Below are 16,850 nucleotides of genomic sequence, written 5' to 3' on the forward strand. Positions count from 1 at the left end.
TAATCTTTTCTTAATCTTTTAGGTAACCCATTTGGCTGATACAACGGTTGATCTTGAGTTTAGAGCAAATAATAATGGTAAACAGCAATAGACTCGCGACAAATAGCGGAAATAGAGAAGATAATAGTGTAAAAGACCATCCAATAACAATAGGATAGACAACTACTAACGATGTAGTGGCTACAACCATTACACCCATATAGAGTGGCAACAGCCATAAGATTAGCGCACAATGGGTCAAATATAGCGATAGGCTAAAGATCGGATCTGCCAGATTCGACCAATGTTGCAACAGGTTTAAAGGAAGATAAAGCGCAACACCCACCAGCCAACACAAGCCCACCAGCCAACTTGAAATGGATCGGATCTTTTTGGAAAGATCACAAAGAAATGGATAACCTAAACAACAAGCCGACCCAAAGAGTTGCAGTATAAGCCAACAGTCATGATGGGCATCATGAGGCGCTATAAAATAGGCCAACAAACTGGTAATGGAAAGATAAAACCCCATAGATACGATGGTAGCATGGCTGGGCACCAGCTTAGCCAAGGTGCATTTTTTATTGGCCCAACCATTTTTAATCGTTTCTTTTTGTTCTGATTTCTGCCGCGCATCTGCTTGCTGCATTTGTTGAAACTCATTATCGGGTTTCTCCCAACCCAGACCTTCTGGTTGTTTAAAGAGATAGTGGGCGGCCATCATGGCCAAGGCATTGGCCATCATAGCAAGAAAGGAGCCATCTATGCCTGTAGAAGGTTCTACCCATTTGTTCCAAGCTAGAATGGCCAGCGCACCTACAGCCATACCGATTAAAGCAGTACGGGAACTGCCCCGGAATCCAAAAATAGCCAAGATAAAGGGTGCAATCACGATAGGTACATAGCAATTCAGCGCCCAATACATAAGGATAAGTAAATCACTACAGTACAAAGCCAATACCATAGAGGATAAGCCGATCACCAATGTAGCCCATTTAGCCAATCGAAGTTGATTCACCTGAGCAATACCTTTGGACCCTCGTATATGCTCTAGGATATCATGGATCGACATAACAGCAGAAGTATTTAAATTAGAATCGGCTGTAGACATAGCCATAGCCAATAAACTAATCGCAAGAAAAGCTTTAAAGAGCGGGGGAATGCTATTCACTATATAGATCCAAATGCCTGCGCCTACTAAGTCCGGCGCGCCTACAAAAGCGAATACGCCAACTAAAAGTATAAAGCCCCATATAATGGCACTACAAATCGTTACATAGGTAAAAACTTTTCGAGCTTGGAGTGGGCCAGAAGCCATATAGACCCGTTGTATGATAGATGGATACATACGACCGATCAGAAAAGATAAAATCAAGAAGAGCATACTGATGAGTTTCTTATTACAATGAAACAAGCTGCTACATTGAAATCTAGTATGCTCCTGTACAAACGAGATAATTTCCACAGTTGACTTACCTGTTTTAAGAAACATAAACCAAGCCAATAGCGGAATAATAACCGTAAAGGTTATAAACTGCAATACATCGGCGAAGGTAACGGCACGAACACCGCCAAAAGTAGAATAAAAAACAAGCACTAAGGTAGAAATAATAGCAGCTAGCTTAGGGTCCACTGTATCTATACACATGGTAATCGCTTTGGACATTGCCGTGATCTGCATCGTAACTGCAATAACAGAACCACAAACACTAACGAAAGCGAGCCTGTAAATTATTTTGTGTAAGTGCCGTTTTTTAGGAGAATCTTCCCTCAAATTCGATAGCGAATCGATTCAGAGCCGCTCTCCAATCATGTAAAGACATAGTCCACTTTTGTGATGCCTTCTGTATGGCTAAATATACTACTTTTAATGCAGATTGGTCATTAGGAAAAATTTTACGGTTATTGATAGATTTTCTAATAACGCTATTGAGTGATTCAATGGCATTGGTCGTATAAATAATTTTTCGTATTTCATCAGGATAGTCAAAAATAGTTATAATGTTGCTCCAATTTTTATGCCATGAACGACTAATAGCTGGATATTTTTTATCCCATTTTTCACTAAAAATAAGAAGTGCTTCTTCCGCTTGCTCAAGAGAAATAGCGCGATAAATAACTTTAAGATCCGATGCGACGGACTTCATGTCCTTATAGGGTACATAACGTAACGAATTACGAATAAGATGAACAATGCATAACTGAATTTTGGTTTTTGGAAATACTGTATTAATAGCATCTGGAAATCCGGTTAATCCATCAACACAAGCAATAAAAATATCCTTAATGCCACGATTATTTAACTCAGTTAATACTGAGAGCCAAAATTTTGCACCTTCGGTTTCTGCTATCCACAAACCAAGTAATTCTTTTTGCCCTTGACAATTAATGGCTAATGCCAAATAAATTGATTTGTTGATTACGCGTTTATCTTGATGACACTTGATAACGATACAATCTAAATACAATATGGGATATACTGTTTCTAATGGACGATTCTGCCAAACAGTAATCTCCTCAATAACAGATTCAGTTACTTTCGAAATTAAACTGTGTGATACCTCTGTACCATACAGCTCTTTGAATGTATCTGAAATATCTCTGGTAGTCATCCCTCTAGCATAAAGAGCCAAAATTTGTTCATCAAATTCAGTGAAGCGAGTTTGCCCTTTGCGAATGATTTGAGGATCGAACGTGCTGTTTCGGTCACGTGGCGTATTAATTTCCATTTCGCCAAAATCACCCTTTAATCGCTTAGGAGAGTAACCATTACGGCTATTTCCCGTGTTCCTGCCTTCTATAGCATGCTTTTCATAGCCAAGATGATCCTCTAATTCTGCATCCATAGCACGTTCTACCGTGATTTTTAATAGTTGCTTGCTGAGAATAGCTAAATCTTTTTCACTCTTAATAGACTTCGACAATTCATTTAGTAGATTTGGATCTATATTTATTTGTTGTTGTTCCATTGCTTATGACTCATTTATAACTAACGATTTAATCCGTTAGATTAGTTAATAATAAGCATTTACACAATTTTATTTACAAACTCACGAAAGCAGCCGTAATCCTTGGATACCTACCATAAATGGAGCCTATCGTCTCTGCCATAGAGAGATGCTTCATAAATGGACCCATCCGTAAGGCTAATTTGCCAATAAGATAGGCATCAAAGCATGTTAACAAGGTAATCGCAATCCACCAGAGACCAAGGTTATAGACACACTCTACCGTACGTATTAAGCCACCTCCACTATACGCAGTAGCTAAAACGGTAGCCACCAAAGTAGCCGTAGCAAATTGCTTATTCCCGACAGCATGTTCCCGAAAAGTGGTCTTTTTTCTACTAAAATAGATGCCTACCACTAAGGTTAACAACAAAAAAGCCCCTATGATTAGCATAGGGATATTCAAGGATACCATAAAACAACCAATTAAATGAATATAAAGAAAAGAATAGTTATAAGATTACGCACTAAGTCCTATTGCTATAATAATATTTTTTTCTATAAATCAAAAAAGAAGAAATTGATAGCTTAACTTTTTTGCTGGATCAAAAATCAAGCCCCTTCTAAAAAGCTACGGAAAGCTTGTGCTTACTCATTACCACTTCTTAGAAGGAGCTGGGGGATGCCAGATCTACCCGACCTTTTTATGGGAACACCATTAGATTAATCCGACAAAAAGGAAATTTCTTCATTGGATCCATACCCTTCGTCTGGTATACCATCAGATTCCTTGCTCGATATAGAAACATTATTTTGATAGTTTTCATCCCCAATACAACGCTCGTTTGGAGAGAGACTTCCCGCCTGGGATCCGTACGCACTGTCTGTTTCAAGGCAACTTGACCGCCCAGTATAATGACACCTTGCATATTCATCGGCTATTCCCTGATTAATCTGGTCTATGTTGCTACCATATTTATGGTCGATATAAGCGAAATATTTTCTATGCTCTTGCATATATTCCACCAACTCTTTTGAGTCGCTACCATATTTCTCATGCATATAGTAAAGATGTTTTGTATAGGCTAAATAGGCCATAACTTTCGCTCCATCACTACTATAGTAAGCATTAACATAGTCCCTTACTATATCACGTAGTTTACAAGCATATTGTTTACTGACCATGCGACCAGCTCGTATGCTGTCAATTTCTCGTATAATAGCAACAAGTTGATAAACCTTTAGGCGAACCGATAGCTTGTCTAAAATATACCTAAACATTTGAGCTGCTTTTATATAAAAGGTTGGTAGTTGGATCTTACTATTATTGAACATAGCTGAAACGTTCATGTGTTGAGACAAAAAAGCGCTCGAAATTACTTTTAATGCCTCCTCAACTGCCTGCTCTGGACCCAACTCTTTTATTATTCGATCAAATAGTGTATCAAACATTTTTTTACCCTTGTAACGAGCAACCATATGCAGAGGTGTCCTTTTCTTATTATCTTGCACAAGCAACCCCTCTAAAGGAAGATGCTCTACTAAGTATTTCACGGCATTGATATCACAACGTTTAATGGCTAGATGTAACAGGGTCATTCCATTTTCATCTGCCGCACATAGATCCTCTGAAGAAAGATTAGGTTGTCTTAATAAAAAATTAACTATCTTTTCATGCCTATACCTAAATGATAGCATATCCTCATGTTTCAGTGCCAAGATTAAACCCTTGACCACTACGTTAGGCGTAATGTATGGGTACTTCGCGAAACGTTGAACTCTTTCTAGAATCACATCTTTTACAGCCTGTAAAAAAGCATTTTGCCCATTTAAGTCAGGTGAGATATTCGAAAGTGTATCACCTGTCTTAGCCCGCAACTCTTGAAATTGATCTGATGCTTTAAATTCATCTGATAAATCGTAATATACAACAGGCTCGTTTTTAAACCCTTGCTTCCTACCATTTGCACAAGAGGCAGTGTGGACAGCAGCTAAAAATGACCACACTGCAACCTTTTTTGACGAACAACTGCAGGGCTTAGCCTGGTTGATTGGTTTTAAATCTTTATCCATGGTTTTGTTTTTTAGTGAATATGATACTACCCCTGCTTCGCTACCAACAGATCCGTTCCATATTGGCCAACCAAAACCCATTCCGATTGGGCAAAGGACCCAGCCGAACAACGCTACCGAATAGAGCGTAGCTGCTTGGGAATAGTATTATTTTTGAACTTAAATTGAACTTGTTTGAACTTGGGTTATGAAGATCCTATTGTTTTGAGCCGTAAATTGACTTAGCAATAGAAGTCAAGAGAACTCTGTAATGCATACAGCGCATCTCACTCAAACACAAATAAATATAATTTAATTTATGCAATAATCAAAAAAAGGGAGGGGGAGGAAACGGCTACTCCTCTAAATGTGCTTCATGCACCTCATAATCCCAACTATCTATCATCCTGGTTTCCTCATTGAAGTTAATGCCTAGTAGTATAATGGCTTTTTGTCTGAGTAAGTAAGGTCGATAATACCCGTTTTCTTTGATTTGTTGTAAGGCTATCTTTCCGGTGGATTTATATTTTATTTCTATAATACATATAGCTGTTTCTAATTCTAAAACAATATCTGATCTGCCTTGACTGGAGGGAGATTCACTATACATTTGCATTTTCCTACCTCCTAGAAATCCTAACCCTTGCAGTAGCATATGTAAGTTACTATGGTATTGTTTTTCCTGTTTTGTGTCGATATAGTAAGGAAGTGTAGAAAAGGCCGTATTGATACTATCTATAAATGAGCTAATTTTTTTATTGGACAGTGCATTTCTAATTTTATCTCGTTCTTGTATAAAGTAATCTTTTACGCTCTTTTCTAAACTCGATTGTATACTTTTCTGAAAAGAGGCTTCTATTTCTTTATTAGGAAACTAGGAAACTTTAAAGTGTATAGACCAGTAGATTCATCATAATGGTCAATGGTTAGATATCCGGTTTGAAACATTAAAGATTTTAAACTAATCTCATTTCTGCTTTCTGTATACATTAGGTCATCTCTGGTAGCTTCTATTTGGAGATTATCCATGTTAAAATCAAATCTATCAGAATCTGATAACATTTGATTAATCAGTAAGCTTGGACTACCTGACTCATACCAGTAATTTTCTAGTTCACCAGAGTCTAAAAATCTTAGGGTCGACCAAGGATTATATACACTTATCCCATCTTTATGGAATTTATAACCATTGTAATAAGTTGTAATACGTCCCATTACTTCTGACTTAGTTATTTTTTTATTTGCTTTTTTACCCCATTTTTTAGCAATGTTTTCTAAGTTTTTTGAGAATATAGTTATGATTTCTTGTTGCGTATAACCAAACATGGCATCAGCAGATGCATCAATAGTAATGTCTTTCAAATGATTGGCCCCTGAAAAAACATCGGATAAACTGAATTTGCTTACGCCAGTGATAAAGGTGAGTTGAAGGTAGTCATTTAGTGACTTCAAAGTCATAAAGAAATCTTTCATCACTTTGATATTGGATTTTTCTAGGTCAGAACCTTTTGTTAGATTAATAATGGGCGAATCGTACTCGTCTATCAAAACTACTGGCCTAGGTTCATAACCATTTCCTAAATTTGAGAGTACGCTAACTAAATCCTTTAGTCCATCCTGTATGTCTCGACCTTGAATGCCTACCTTATATGCATCAGCTATCCTACTCAACTCATTTTTTAAGCTGCCCTCTAGTTTATTAGGATTGTTGTTAAGGCTAGAAAAGTTTAGGTTAATCACCGAATATTTCTTCCATTCATATCCATTTTCTGGTTTTCCTATATAGCAATCTTTAAACACCTCCTGTTCTCCATTACATATGGTAGCCAGTGTATTAATAAATAGAGATTTTCCAAACCTTCTAGGCCTAGCTACGAAAATAGGATTTCTTTTTTCTATTAACTCTTGTGCATATCTTGTTTTATCTACGTAGTAGCCTGTTTCAATCACTGATTTAACATCTGAGTATCCAATAGGCAGTGCATCTATCTTACGCATAATTTTATCTTCTTGAATTTCTTTTTCTTTCCTTTTTTAAAAGGTATCTAGAGAATAGTTTGGTTACCCAAAATAGACTAACATGAACCTAAATAACAATAAAATTATAACAAAATTTATACTATGGATCTATCACAAAAGCCTTAATACTGGATGTTAAAAACATAACTGACAGTTTAAATTCTAATTTTTACTGCATGTAAGATTACATATCAATACTACATCTAAAAAAAGAAGTAAACGCCCGTGCCCCTATGTAAAGCCTCTTTAAATAATTTTCTAATAGATACCACAAGTGGTAGAACCTCTTGACTGCAGTTCTTTTCTTCATTTATCAAAGCCTTAATGACGAATTTAATTTTCACAGGATCGGTAATCTCTTCTTCTTCATAATCATCTATCATACAAGAAGCAATTTTGTTTATTAACAGAAATATGCCACTTTCATATAACAGATCAAACTCCTTTTCTGTATTCAAGCGGATCTCAATAAACTGGTCCTCAGAGTTGTCTTCATAAAAAGCATATACTGCCTCTTGAGTTTTGGGAACAGAAATCCAACGATATCTTTGCATGTTATTTAACAAATGCTATTCTAATCAGATTAATCAACATTTTTGAAATGGGTTGCTTCTTTGTATTCAGTTGGGCTTCTTCCAGAAATTTTACCATTTATAATTTTATTATTAGGAATCACACCATCTAAATCGAGGTATCTATTTTTACCTCTTAAGTTTGTATTTTCTATTCTAAAGTATTTACCAAGTCTATCATAAACAACTTGAATGCCTGTTTCAGTGTTACGATAAATAATTTTTCCCTTTGCATTTTTTACACCCTGAGCTCCAGGCGAAATTTTTCTATCGCATTTTTTATGCTAGCATTATTCCAAGATTTTCCATATTCCGCTGCACGTTGAGCACCGTTGATAAAACTTTTACCCTTAAGTTTTTCTACCCCCGTTTTCAATTGATTATTTACTCCCCCCTGCTTATTTAGATTGCTTATCCACCCTACTAGTTTCCCTTCTGTTTGATTAATTATAGCTATTTTTCTCAGTTTCCCCACAACCTTCCCCGCTGCTCCAAGTAATAATGCTTGTTTAACTGTCTCAAACTCATTTCCATGGAGTAGACTCGATGCTCCTATTCCTGCTGCTGTTGCGCCAACAAGGCCCACTAATGGCATTGAGGATAAGCATACCCCTGTACCTGTACCAAATCGGATAAAAGCTCTAACGAATGTATCATCTTGTTTATTGCCTTCTTCTTCTAATGCTTTTTTCCTTGCCTTTAAAGTGTCTAATTTTTTATTTTGTTCAGGAGTTAAATGATTATTTACTTCCAGTAAAGCTATTTCTTGACGTATGCTGCGATATTCCTTATTAAACCATTCACTTACCCATCCCACTCTAGGCACTTCAGTAGGGTCTAACTGCCTGAGTTTTTCTTGATACTTAAACAAGTCATTATAGAGCTTAGGCTGCTCGTTCATACGATCTGCACAAGCTTTCCGCATTCCTTTTGTATCTCCCAATTGCTCTTGTGTTGCCTTGGGAAGATGCACAAAGAGCGCATTGAGCGCACAATCGTTTTTTGTATGATCTAGTTGTTCATATTGTTTTATTTGTTCTGGTGTAAGATTAAGGGGGTTCAATATGGTCTTTTTCTCCATTTTTACCACGTATAAGATGTAATAGAATAGGGTCACTTGATGGATGATCTGATGTTTTACATATGAGCGCTCCAGCCTCATTATAAATATGGACGGATAGCTTCAAGGTTGTTGCCATGGCTAAAACATGCTCTATAGTCAATGGCTCACCTTTTTCAAGTTGTTGGATTGGTTTTTTAAGTTCTTTATTGACTTTTTGGTTCGACTGAGCTTTTTTTGGAGGTTTGGGCTGGTCAGGGGAAGAGCCTTCTTGTTTCTCTGGGTGTTTATTGTGCTTTTCATCACTGTTTATATCTTGAGGCTTCTGTTTATTTTCTTCTAGTTTTTGTTGTTCTGCTGCTAGGTTTGCTTTTGCTTCTGTTATTTTTTGGTCTTTTTCTTGTTTTTTAATGTTTTTATATCTTTCCACTCCTTTTTTTTCTAGCTCATTCAAAAAAGCTTGATTTTCTTCATTTACCTTTTTAAAAAGTTGTTCATTTACCCAGTTTGCTCCATAACTAACTCCAGAGATGATTTCGTCATTGATTTTTTGAATAGCATCTCCACATAGGTATTCCTCAAGCTCACTAACTAAATTTTCAGGGGTAGAAGGTCCTAGATTGGAGAAATTTCCCCTTATTTGCTTGGTAGACCTATCTGGTGGTCTGAAATCGGTGAGATCCTTTACTTCCGCTATAATGACCTCTCCTTCATTGTCTATAGGAGGTGGAGCAGCCATAGTCATGGTTTGGTTGCTGCTGGTAATAGGTGCTTGTATTTCTTGGTTTGTTTGTTTTGATTGCTCTATTTGGTTTTTATAAGTGTCAATACGTTTATTAAATGCTTCAATAAACGTATTGGTCAGGGGGGCGATTGTATCGCTTTTATCACTGCAAGATTTCCGCAATACGTTAAGCACACCTACGCCTACTACAACCTCTTTGGCGCCTACTTTAAGGTCTTCGGAATAGACCGTATTATACATGGTTCCCTTTCCGATTTGTTTAAACACCTCATTGGCAGGATCCGACTTCAGCATATGATCTAATATCTTCTGGGCTTCTCCTAAGAAACATTGTTGCCAGGCGCTATTTTGCTGATCCCTATCTAATTTTAGAGCATTAGTGATGAGCTCATTGGTTGTAAATGCCTTAGTTAACTCTTGCCTTACTACACGTCTTATTTTTTTAGCTTGTTGTTTTACCCATAATTCATCAGCAAGACATTCAGACGTTTTTTCTATTAGTTCTCCCATAGCACGCTGCTTCAATTGGGTAGTTAACGTATCTTTAATAACTTGCTTGGGAGCTTTTTTACCTATTGCTGTTTTAATGGTTATATCCTTAAGGCTCTTACCACTAAGTATATCCTTTGCAGCCTGTTTCGCACTTAGCATGCCTTCTTTCACCGATTCTGCTGTAGTTTTAGCACCTTTTATGGCCTCTTTTGCTACATTAATTCCATAAGACGCAACAGCTATCACGATCTCTATTCCTTTTTGGAGCGCCCATGCCCCCCAATCGAAACTGCCTTTAAAAGCGGATTTGATCGTAGTGACCACATCATTTATCCCATTTTTTATCAATGACATACCCAATTGAACGCCTCCATAAGCAGTAAGCAAACACCCTACTGCGATCTGACTCAGGCTAATCAAGGCCATAGAGATGATGCTAAACAAAGGGTAAGGAGGTACTTTTTTTATGGTAAATAGGTCAGATAACCCTTTTAAACCTACTTCACGAATGGCTTTACCATGTGCAATAGCAGCATTAGAATCCTTAAAAGTGGAACTCAAAGATTGATTGGTTAGTGCAACATTATCTAGTCTCTTATTCCTAGTTGCACCTGAGTCACGTAACACTTCAAGCGCCTGCTGGATGTATTTTTCTTGTTGGGAAACAATGTCTAAATCATTTTGTATAGCTATTACGGTATCGGTGTTTGCTTTTCCATGGCCTACAAGCCCATGGAAAGCCATAAGATTAGGACGATAGAGGGTGTAGATAAGGTTTTTTGCTGTTTCTAATGCTTGGTAAGCCTCCCTTTGATTATCTCCTTTATTTTCTTTACAAGATAGCAGCGCACGCGCCTTATTGTAACGGCTATGTAGACTAAAGATGAGGTCTAATTGAATGGCTCGATCATAGCATATATCGGCATCTTTTTCTATACCCTTAGAGCGTAACTTATTCCCTTTAAGGGTGTAAAAATAGGGATTCTTAATCAACTGGTTTGCATGGGCATCCTTGGAAAATTGAATGGCAAACTCGTCATCAAATCTTTGGAATATCGGAAGCGTATCTTGAGAGGAATAGTCTTCTTCTCCAACATGTTGCGCCTTCAACCAAATACCCCAACGTTCTTCTACTGCTTTTCTCTCAAAGCTACCCCAATCATATTTTTCAGCTAAAGCGGATCGATTTGGCTTAAAGGGCGCACCGCTCTGCAAGCAGGACAATAGGGAACTGGGTAGCATCGGATGGGCCGATTGAAAATCTTCCAGTAGTTTGTTTCTATAGGTTGACCTAAATGCATCTTTTTTTGAGGAGAGATCTGCATCGAGTTGGTTGCTATAGGGTATCTCATCACCTGAAAATAAGTTATGCCACTCTTTCTTAGACTGCGCAATCGATTTTTGAAATTGCTCATCTATGATACTATCGGTAAACCTTGTCTTTAGCATTTGATCCCATGCTGGTAAGATTGTTGCTGCTTGATCTATACTCTGACAATCGGCAGCACTGGGTAGATACTTATTGATTAGAGTACAAGCATGCTCGAGTAGTGCGTCTTGTGCCAATGTTTTTTTTGCACCTTCAAGGGCATGCTGGGTAGCCTTTATCTCTTTGGCCTGCCTTGCTGCTTTTAGGTCTTCTAAGCTGCTGCCATCAGGGTTACTTAGTATAAGCTGAGCCATTCCTTTTTTGCCTGAACGAGCAGTTCTGCCTACATTTTGTAGTTCTACACGGTTAGTTTCTGGTAAAAAAGTGATGGCTACATACATACCACCCTTATCTTCTACTTCCTGAGAAGTTTTTAAATCAGTCCCACGGCCTGCTATATTGGTGGCAAGTATAATTTCTCCACTATTCACCTTATCATCTTTTAAAGGCGTAACACCTGTATAAGAAAAGACCTTATTAGGGTCATAATGGGCTTTGAGTTGCGTCTCTAGGTATTCTGCATGCCCGTATACATTGACAGATGGCCAATACCGCTCGGCCTTGTTTAGCATGGTGCAGTAAGTGGTATAGAATAGCTGGAAACCAATCTTTCTCCTCTACTAATATCGGTCTAAGCTCTTTGCATAGGTAAGGCGTATGGCTGTTGTCTTGAATCTTAGTGCGTTGATAGGGCGGAATTACTACAAAGTCTACACCGTAAAGTTCTTCTAGAAAAGAGCGGGTAGCCGATTCGCCTAGTGTACCGGTTAGACCATAGATCGAGTTCCCATAGCGTTTGAAAAAACCTATATTTGAAAAATAATTCGTGGATATGCTTTCGGGGTCTACCGATAGCCTTTCTTTCATCTGTAAGAATTGGCATAAGCCATTGCTCCAAACTAGGTTGTGCTGTAATATCCCTGTTTCATTGTATTGAACTGGGACAATCCTGTTGTCTCCTGAGACAATATAATGTTTCTTTATTTCGTAATCGAATAGCGCACTTAGGCAATTTTTAATCCAACTAGGGAGCTGGATTCGGGAAAACTGGCGCAGATGATCTGGAATATCTAGAATCGGTGCACGTTGACTCCATGGTAGGTTATGCAGTTCTTCAGCAAGTTTATCTCGGCGTTGTATATCCTCTTGAGCAGTACCGCCTTCATCTTTAATAGATTTTATTTTTTGCTCCGCTTGAGCAATCTCAGATCGCTTCTCGAAATGTTCTTTGTATTCTTGGGCTTCGGTAGAGTCTAAATTTCTAAGAAGTTTCTCTAGGTATACTTTAGTCATTCTAGTGATAAAGGCTCTTTTGTCTTCTTTTATAGGTATGATACTTTTATCAGTGGTGATATCGGTATCTGGACTTATGGAGTCTTTTGCAGTAAAATAGACTGTCCCCTTATACTCGAACATATGGTCTTTAATCCATTGCATATGGTGCCAGATGGTACCTAAGGGTAGCTTTAGGTGATCCATACCTGGATGGCTCAAGCCAAGGCGTACGCTATGGGAACGGTTATCAAACAGAAGACTGTCTACTTCATCTACCAACACTATATCATAGCCACGGTTGCCTCTAGTATTTTCTCCTAAAAATTCTTGTCTTAAAATATCTGCCTGAAAATCACTAGCCGTTCCATATACAATTTGACTGTTATAGACAGCTACTTTGTTGCTCGATGGGCTGTTTTCTGATACGCTTAAGTTGAGTAGTTGAAAAAAGGTACTTTTTTCTTTTACTTCTGGTATAGAAAGCTCAGTAGAGGTAGTGATTACATCTACTTGTTTGCCTTGTAAGCCATGAATAGCTGCCAACATGGCCACAATCAAAGATTTTCCCTCACCTGTATTGATTTGAGCCAAACGACCTTTATCATAAGCAGGATGTAAAAGCATTAATAAGGCTAAAAGTTGCGTAGGCCTAGGGCTAAAGGGATAGTGTAGCTTCACGGCATGCTGTACCCCTGCTATAAGTTCTATTTCTAGGCCTGGCTGGTAGTTGGATTGAACATAGGTGGCCCACTCTTTTATTTCTCCTTTGTTCCATTGTGAAATAGGCTTTTCTTTAAAGAGTAGAGCGGAACTTTGCAACATCCGAGAGGGAGATTGGTAAGATGCTTCAATAGAATCATACTGTTTTTTTAACTGTTCATAGGCAGCTGAAGGGGTGGATGGCTCTTCGACTGCTACATGAGGAGGGTCAGTTGGCTCCTGAATAGAGTCGATAATTTTATTTTTATCCTGTATCAAAACTTCGTAATTGGAAGCTGAAATTGGTTTTAATGCATTTATATCAGATAAATCTACATTTTGATTAGTAGCATCTTTTAGCGTTTTTAACTCTTTTTCTTCTTTTTGCATCGAGCCTATTCGGTTGTAGTGTGCTTCTACCTGATGCCATGTGACAGGGGCCGAAGCAGCAAGACGAAGAAGGGTAGAAAGGGTGGAAGCGCCAAGGGGTGTAGTTGGTGACATAACAGAAACGCGTTCCGAAGCGGCAGCAGATTTTTTAGATGATATGGTTAGATTAAGCAGATCAAAGAGTGGTTGGTGTTCTCTAACGTCTGCTAATCTTTGGGAAAGTGTGACATGAGATTGCTGCGCTTGAAGGGAGCGAATCGCTGTAAACATAGCAGCAACTAGATGGTCTTTTTGAGCCTTTTGTAGGAGTTGGCCCCTATCTAGGCTAGGGTAAAGTAGGGTAAGCAATCCATAGCATTGATCCGGTGTAAGAGGTGCTCCTTGTATCAAGGTTGCAGCATGCTCCGTTACCGCAATCAATTCCATCAATAAAGTCTCTTGGCTGGCAAGCTTGGGTAGATGATGCTGTACATAGCCTGCCCACTGGCCAACTGCTTTTTTGTTCCATTTTGAAATAGGATCATACTTAAAGCCGTAAAAAGATACTGTATCAGCTGATTGTAGAAGGCAGGAAGGGGAATGGTAACAATTATCTATGCTCTGTTGTTTTTGTTGCAATATGTTGTAGTCCATGATACGAGGAATAGCTAAAAAATCACTACGTTTTCCATACACTATATTGCTTTTACAACTGGATGAAGGATCCATGCTATCTCTTTTTGTAGCAGTTAGATCAAGTATTTTAAAGAGAGGCAGGTAAGATGAGATCGCTGATTCTGATATAGGCCATTCCTTAGAATCGGTTACCAACGATACCTGACCATTTTGTAAGGCACAAATAGCCGCTAAGAAAATTATGACCAAGGGATCTTTTGAACGCTGGATTTTAGACTGCTTATAGAAGGGGAAGAGCGCACTCAATAGATCTAAATATTGGCTTTTTGTCAGGTGCGTGCTATTAGATAGAGTAGCCGCTTGGTTAATTCCGGTAATAATTTCTGATATACTATGAGTGCCAAAGAGGCTTGATCCCTTATGCTTTATCTCTTTTGACCACGTGGTTAAGGCTGATCTTCTACATGGGTCTAATGGTTTATTGTCAGAGGTACGTAAGATAGGTTTCAACTTAGAAAGGTTATCTAAAACTTCTTTATAGAGGCTATAATCAGAAAAATTTGTGGCATCTTCTTGCGATAAGTATTGTATCTTTAATCTAATTGGTTTTTGATTTTGTTCTAATTTTAATAGGTCTACTTCTAGGATCTTGATTTGTTTTAATAACGCTGCTGACGAGGCTTCATAAGATTCTTTTTTTACTTTATAGCTGGTTTTTAAATTTGATCGTGTTTTCGATAATGTACTCAGGTTGCCTTGTAATTGTGCTAATTTTGATGGCTCTTCTGATTGATTGGTTGGTACGGGTGGGGGGGTAGCTGCATCCTCTTCTGCTTTCTTCCCTAATTTTTCTTCTAATTTTTTGACCGCTTTTTCTGATTTTTTTAAATTTTCCTCGTTTTCTTTTTCTAGCTTATCTATTTCTATACTCAGCGCTTTTTCTTCTACTTTTAATGCGGCTGACCTGTTTTTATAAGCCTGCTTTTTGATATTAAAACAGGTAGATAAATCCGAGCGCTTTTCTTCTACTTTTTTAATATCTTCTCTTAATGTACGCGCTCTAGTTTCTAAGATAGCTAACTCTTTTTCATAGCCATTTATTACTGAAACTAACTGATCCTTAATAACTGGTTTTAAATTTTCTACTACCTGTTGGGTTAATATTTTTTCTATAGTTGTCTTTTTTAGATAGTGGGAAGATGGGAGGGTATGACCTTGTGAGTGGCATGTATATAGCATAACAGGGCCTGGTTCAAAAATCTTCTCTATCAACGCTTCTACACTATAGGGTTGTCCAGATTGGGATAGCTTGTCGGTGATCAATTGGCCAGCTTTAGCTATCCATTGGGAAGGCGCTTCTTCTGCTAATTGCTTGAAAACGGAATCAGTGATCTCTTCTTTTATCTGGTAGTTATAAATAAATTCTAGGAGCTCTATAAAGGTAGAAGGGTATTTAACGATCGATTTATTACAGGTATAGACAAAATCCTCTAAAGATTTTGCAATTGCTGGGTCCTGTTTAATCCGATTATAAAGAATAGGCGCTATGGAATCAGATGCATTGGAATCTATCTTAGATAGATGCATAAGAGACAATTCGCAGCGAAGAGAAGTAAGCCATTGATAAGCTTTACTTTTGGATAGGGCTATGGGAGAAGCTTTCTCATAAATGATTGAAGATACAATTAATTCCGGAACCTTTCGCTTGGATATAAGCTCTAAAAAGCCGAGTAAAGATGGGAGATCATCCTCTTCTCCTATGGATAACAATAAGTTGGGGATAAAGGATGGACTTAGATGCGTACGGGACAACGCATCAGTTAACTGGCTACAAGCCTCTGGTGAGGAGGCAAATTGGGGAAGATTGTTTACCTGGTCTGATAGCCAGTAATGTTTTAGATAGATCACTTTATCGGGTTGTTCTCTACATACCATGTCATAGCCTATTTGACCCGTAACTGAAACGATTTCAAGGATATGGGTTAGCTGCAGAAGGGTAAGGTTAGCACTTTTCTTGGCTTCCCATAGTGCATTAAGTAATTCTATTTGTTGATCTCTTGGGTAGCACTGGCTAAGATTGGTCCAATGGTTGCTGAAGTGCTGTAGGGTAATAGGATTGGTCTTACCAGATGGATCTTGAATAAGCTCTTGCACTAGACTACGAACTAGCCACTCTGAACTAGGATAATCTTTTATAATATCAGAATAGAGCTGACCACCATAGATAAGATGGTCTATAAAGCCATTTTGGACCGAAGAAGGAGCTCTTTGTATAAGGTTAGCTGTCTCTCTAAGAAATAACAGGTATGCACTCGGAGCTAGGTGAAGGCTATAATAGGTCAACAAACGGGTAAGGGGGGATGGAGTAGATAAAAGAGACGCTTTAACGGAGTAAGCACTAAAAAGGTTATCTAGACTAGCTGCTTTTCTTAAAGGTGAAGGATGGAGTGTAGGGTCTAAATTGGATAAGTCCTCCAGGCTAGAAGAGGAAAACATAGAATCCGTACCCCCAAAATCGGAGTCCTCCGATAATTGATCTGAGTCCTCTTGGCAATCGCCGTTGGATAGGCCGCTG

Annotated in this window: 10 protein-coding genes; all 10 read right to left on the reverse strand. The window is 38.2% G+C overall.

The features are described from left to right. Positions 1-10 precede the first annotated feature (10 nt). Positions 11-1,660, reverse strand: a complete 1,650-nt coding sequence (locus ACOALF_RS00630) for a sodium:solute symporter family protein (protein WP_419241533.1) — start codon at positions 1,658-1,660, stop codon at positions 11-13. 73 nt (positions 1,661-1,733) lie between these two features. Then, positions 1,734-2,948: an IS256 family transposase gene (locus ACOALF_RS00635; protein ID WP_419241131.1), complete on the reverse strand. Its 1,215-nt coding sequence runs from the start codon at positions 2,946-2,948 to the stop codon at positions 1,734-1,736. 73 nt (positions 2,949-3,021) lie between these two features. Then, positions 3,022-3,381 carry a hypothetical protein gene (locus ACOALF_RS00640; RefSeq protein WP_419241534.1) on the reverse strand — a complete coding sequence of 120 codons (360 nt, stop codon included), beginning with the start codon at positions 3,379-3,381 and terminating at the stop codon, positions 3,022-3,024. A 269-nt stretch (positions 3,382-3,650) separates the two neighbouring features. Continuing rightward, positions 3,651-5,000 carry an ankyrin repeat domain-containing protein gene (locus ACOALF_RS00645; RefSeq protein WP_419241535.1) on the reverse strand — a complete coding sequence of 450 codons (1,350 nt, stop codon included), beginning with the start codon at positions 4,998-5,000 and terminating at the stop codon, positions 3,651-3,653. Between the two features lie 334 nt (positions 5,001-5,334). After that, positions 5,335-5,595 (reverse strand): PD-(D/E)XK nuclease domain-containing protein, encoded by a 261-nt coding sequence (locus tag ACOALF_RS00650; protein WP_419241536.1) that lies wholly within the window; start codon positions 5,593-5,595, stop codon positions 5,335-5,337. Positions 5,596-5,834: 239 nt separating this feature from the next. Beyond that, complete coding sequence (locus ACOALF_RS00655; protein ID WP_419241537.1) at positions 5,835-6,977, reverse strand: AAA family ATPase; 1,143 nt, start codon at positions 6,975-6,977, stop codon at positions 5,835-5,837. A 224-nt stretch (positions 6,978-7,201) separates the two neighbouring features. Then, on the reverse strand, positions 7,202-7,552 hold the full coding sequence (locus ACOALF_RS00660; protein WP_419241538.1) for a hypothetical protein: 351 nt from the start codon (positions 7,550-7,552) through the stop codon (positions 7,202-7,204). A 256-nt stretch (positions 7,553-7,808) separates the two neighbouring features. Next, a complete protein-coding gene (locus ACOALF_RS00665) occupies positions 7,809-8,651 on the reverse strand; it encodes a hypothetical protein (protein WP_419241539.1) in 843 nt (280 codons plus the stop codon). After that, positions 8,620-11,868 (reverse strand): hypothetical protein, encoded by a 3,249-nt coding sequence (locus tag ACOALF_RS00670; protein WP_419241540.1) that lies wholly within the window; start codon positions 11,866-11,868, stop codon positions 8,620-8,622. The genes ACOALF_RS00665 and ACOALF_RS00670 overlap by 32 nt, the downstream gene beginning before the upstream one ends. Then, entirely contained in the window at positions 11,780-16,771 is a 4,992-nt protein-coding gene (locus ACOALF_RS00675) for a hypothetical protein (RefSeq protein ID WP_419241541.1), read from the reverse strand. Before ACOALF_RS00675 ends, ACOALF_RS00670 begins: the two co-directional genes overlap by 89 nt. Positions 16,772-16,850 lie beyond the last annotated feature (79 nt).

This window comes from Cardinium endosymbiont of Nabis limbatus (assembly GCF_965196625.1).
GTDB lineage: Bacteria > Bacteroidota > Bacteroidia > Cytophagales > Amoebophilaceae > Cardinium.

Excerpts from the sequence above, each read along its gene's own strand:
- ACOALF_RS00630 (WP_419241533.1), bottom strand. The coding sequence starts at position 1,660 with ATGCAGATCACGGCAATGTCCAAAGCGATTACCATGTGTATAGATACA.
- ACOALF_RS00635 (WP_419241131.1), bottom strand. The coding sequence starts at position 2,948 with ATGGAACAACAACAAATAAATATAGATCCAAATCTACTAAATGAATTG.
- ACOALF_RS00640 (WP_419241534.1), bottom strand. The coding sequence starts at position 3,381 with ATGCTAATCATAGGGGCTTTTTTGTTGTTAACCTTAGTGGTAGGCATC.
- ACOALF_RS00645 (WP_419241535.1), bottom strand. The coding sequence starts at position 5,000 with ATGGATAAAGATTTAAAACCAATCAACCAGGCTAAGCCCTGCAGTTGT.
- ACOALF_RS00650 (WP_419241536.1), bottom strand. The coding sequence starts at position 5,595 with ATGCAAATGTATAGTGAATCTCCCTCCAGTCAAGGCAGATCAGATATT.
- ACOALF_RS00655 (WP_419241537.1), bottom strand. The coding sequence starts at position 6,977 with ATGCGTAAGATAGATGCACTGCCTATTGGATACTCAGATGTTAAATCA.
- ACOALF_RS00660 (WP_419241538.1), bottom strand. The coding sequence starts at position 7,552 with ATGCAAAGATATCGTTGGATTTCTGTTCCCAAAACTCAAGAGGCAGTA.
- ACOALF_RS00665 (WP_419241539.1), bottom strand. The coding sequence starts at position 8,651 with ATGGAGAAAAAGACCATATTGAACCCCCTTAATCTTACACCAGAACAA.
- ACOALF_RS00670 (WP_419241540.1), bottom strand. The coding sequence starts at position 11,868 with ATGCTAAACAAGGCCGAGCGGTATTGGCCATCTGTCAATGTATACGGG.
- ACOALF_RS00675 (WP_419241541.1), bottom strand. The coding sequence starts at position 16,771 with ATGTTTTCCTCTTCTAGCCTGGAGGACTTATCCAATTTAGACCCTACA.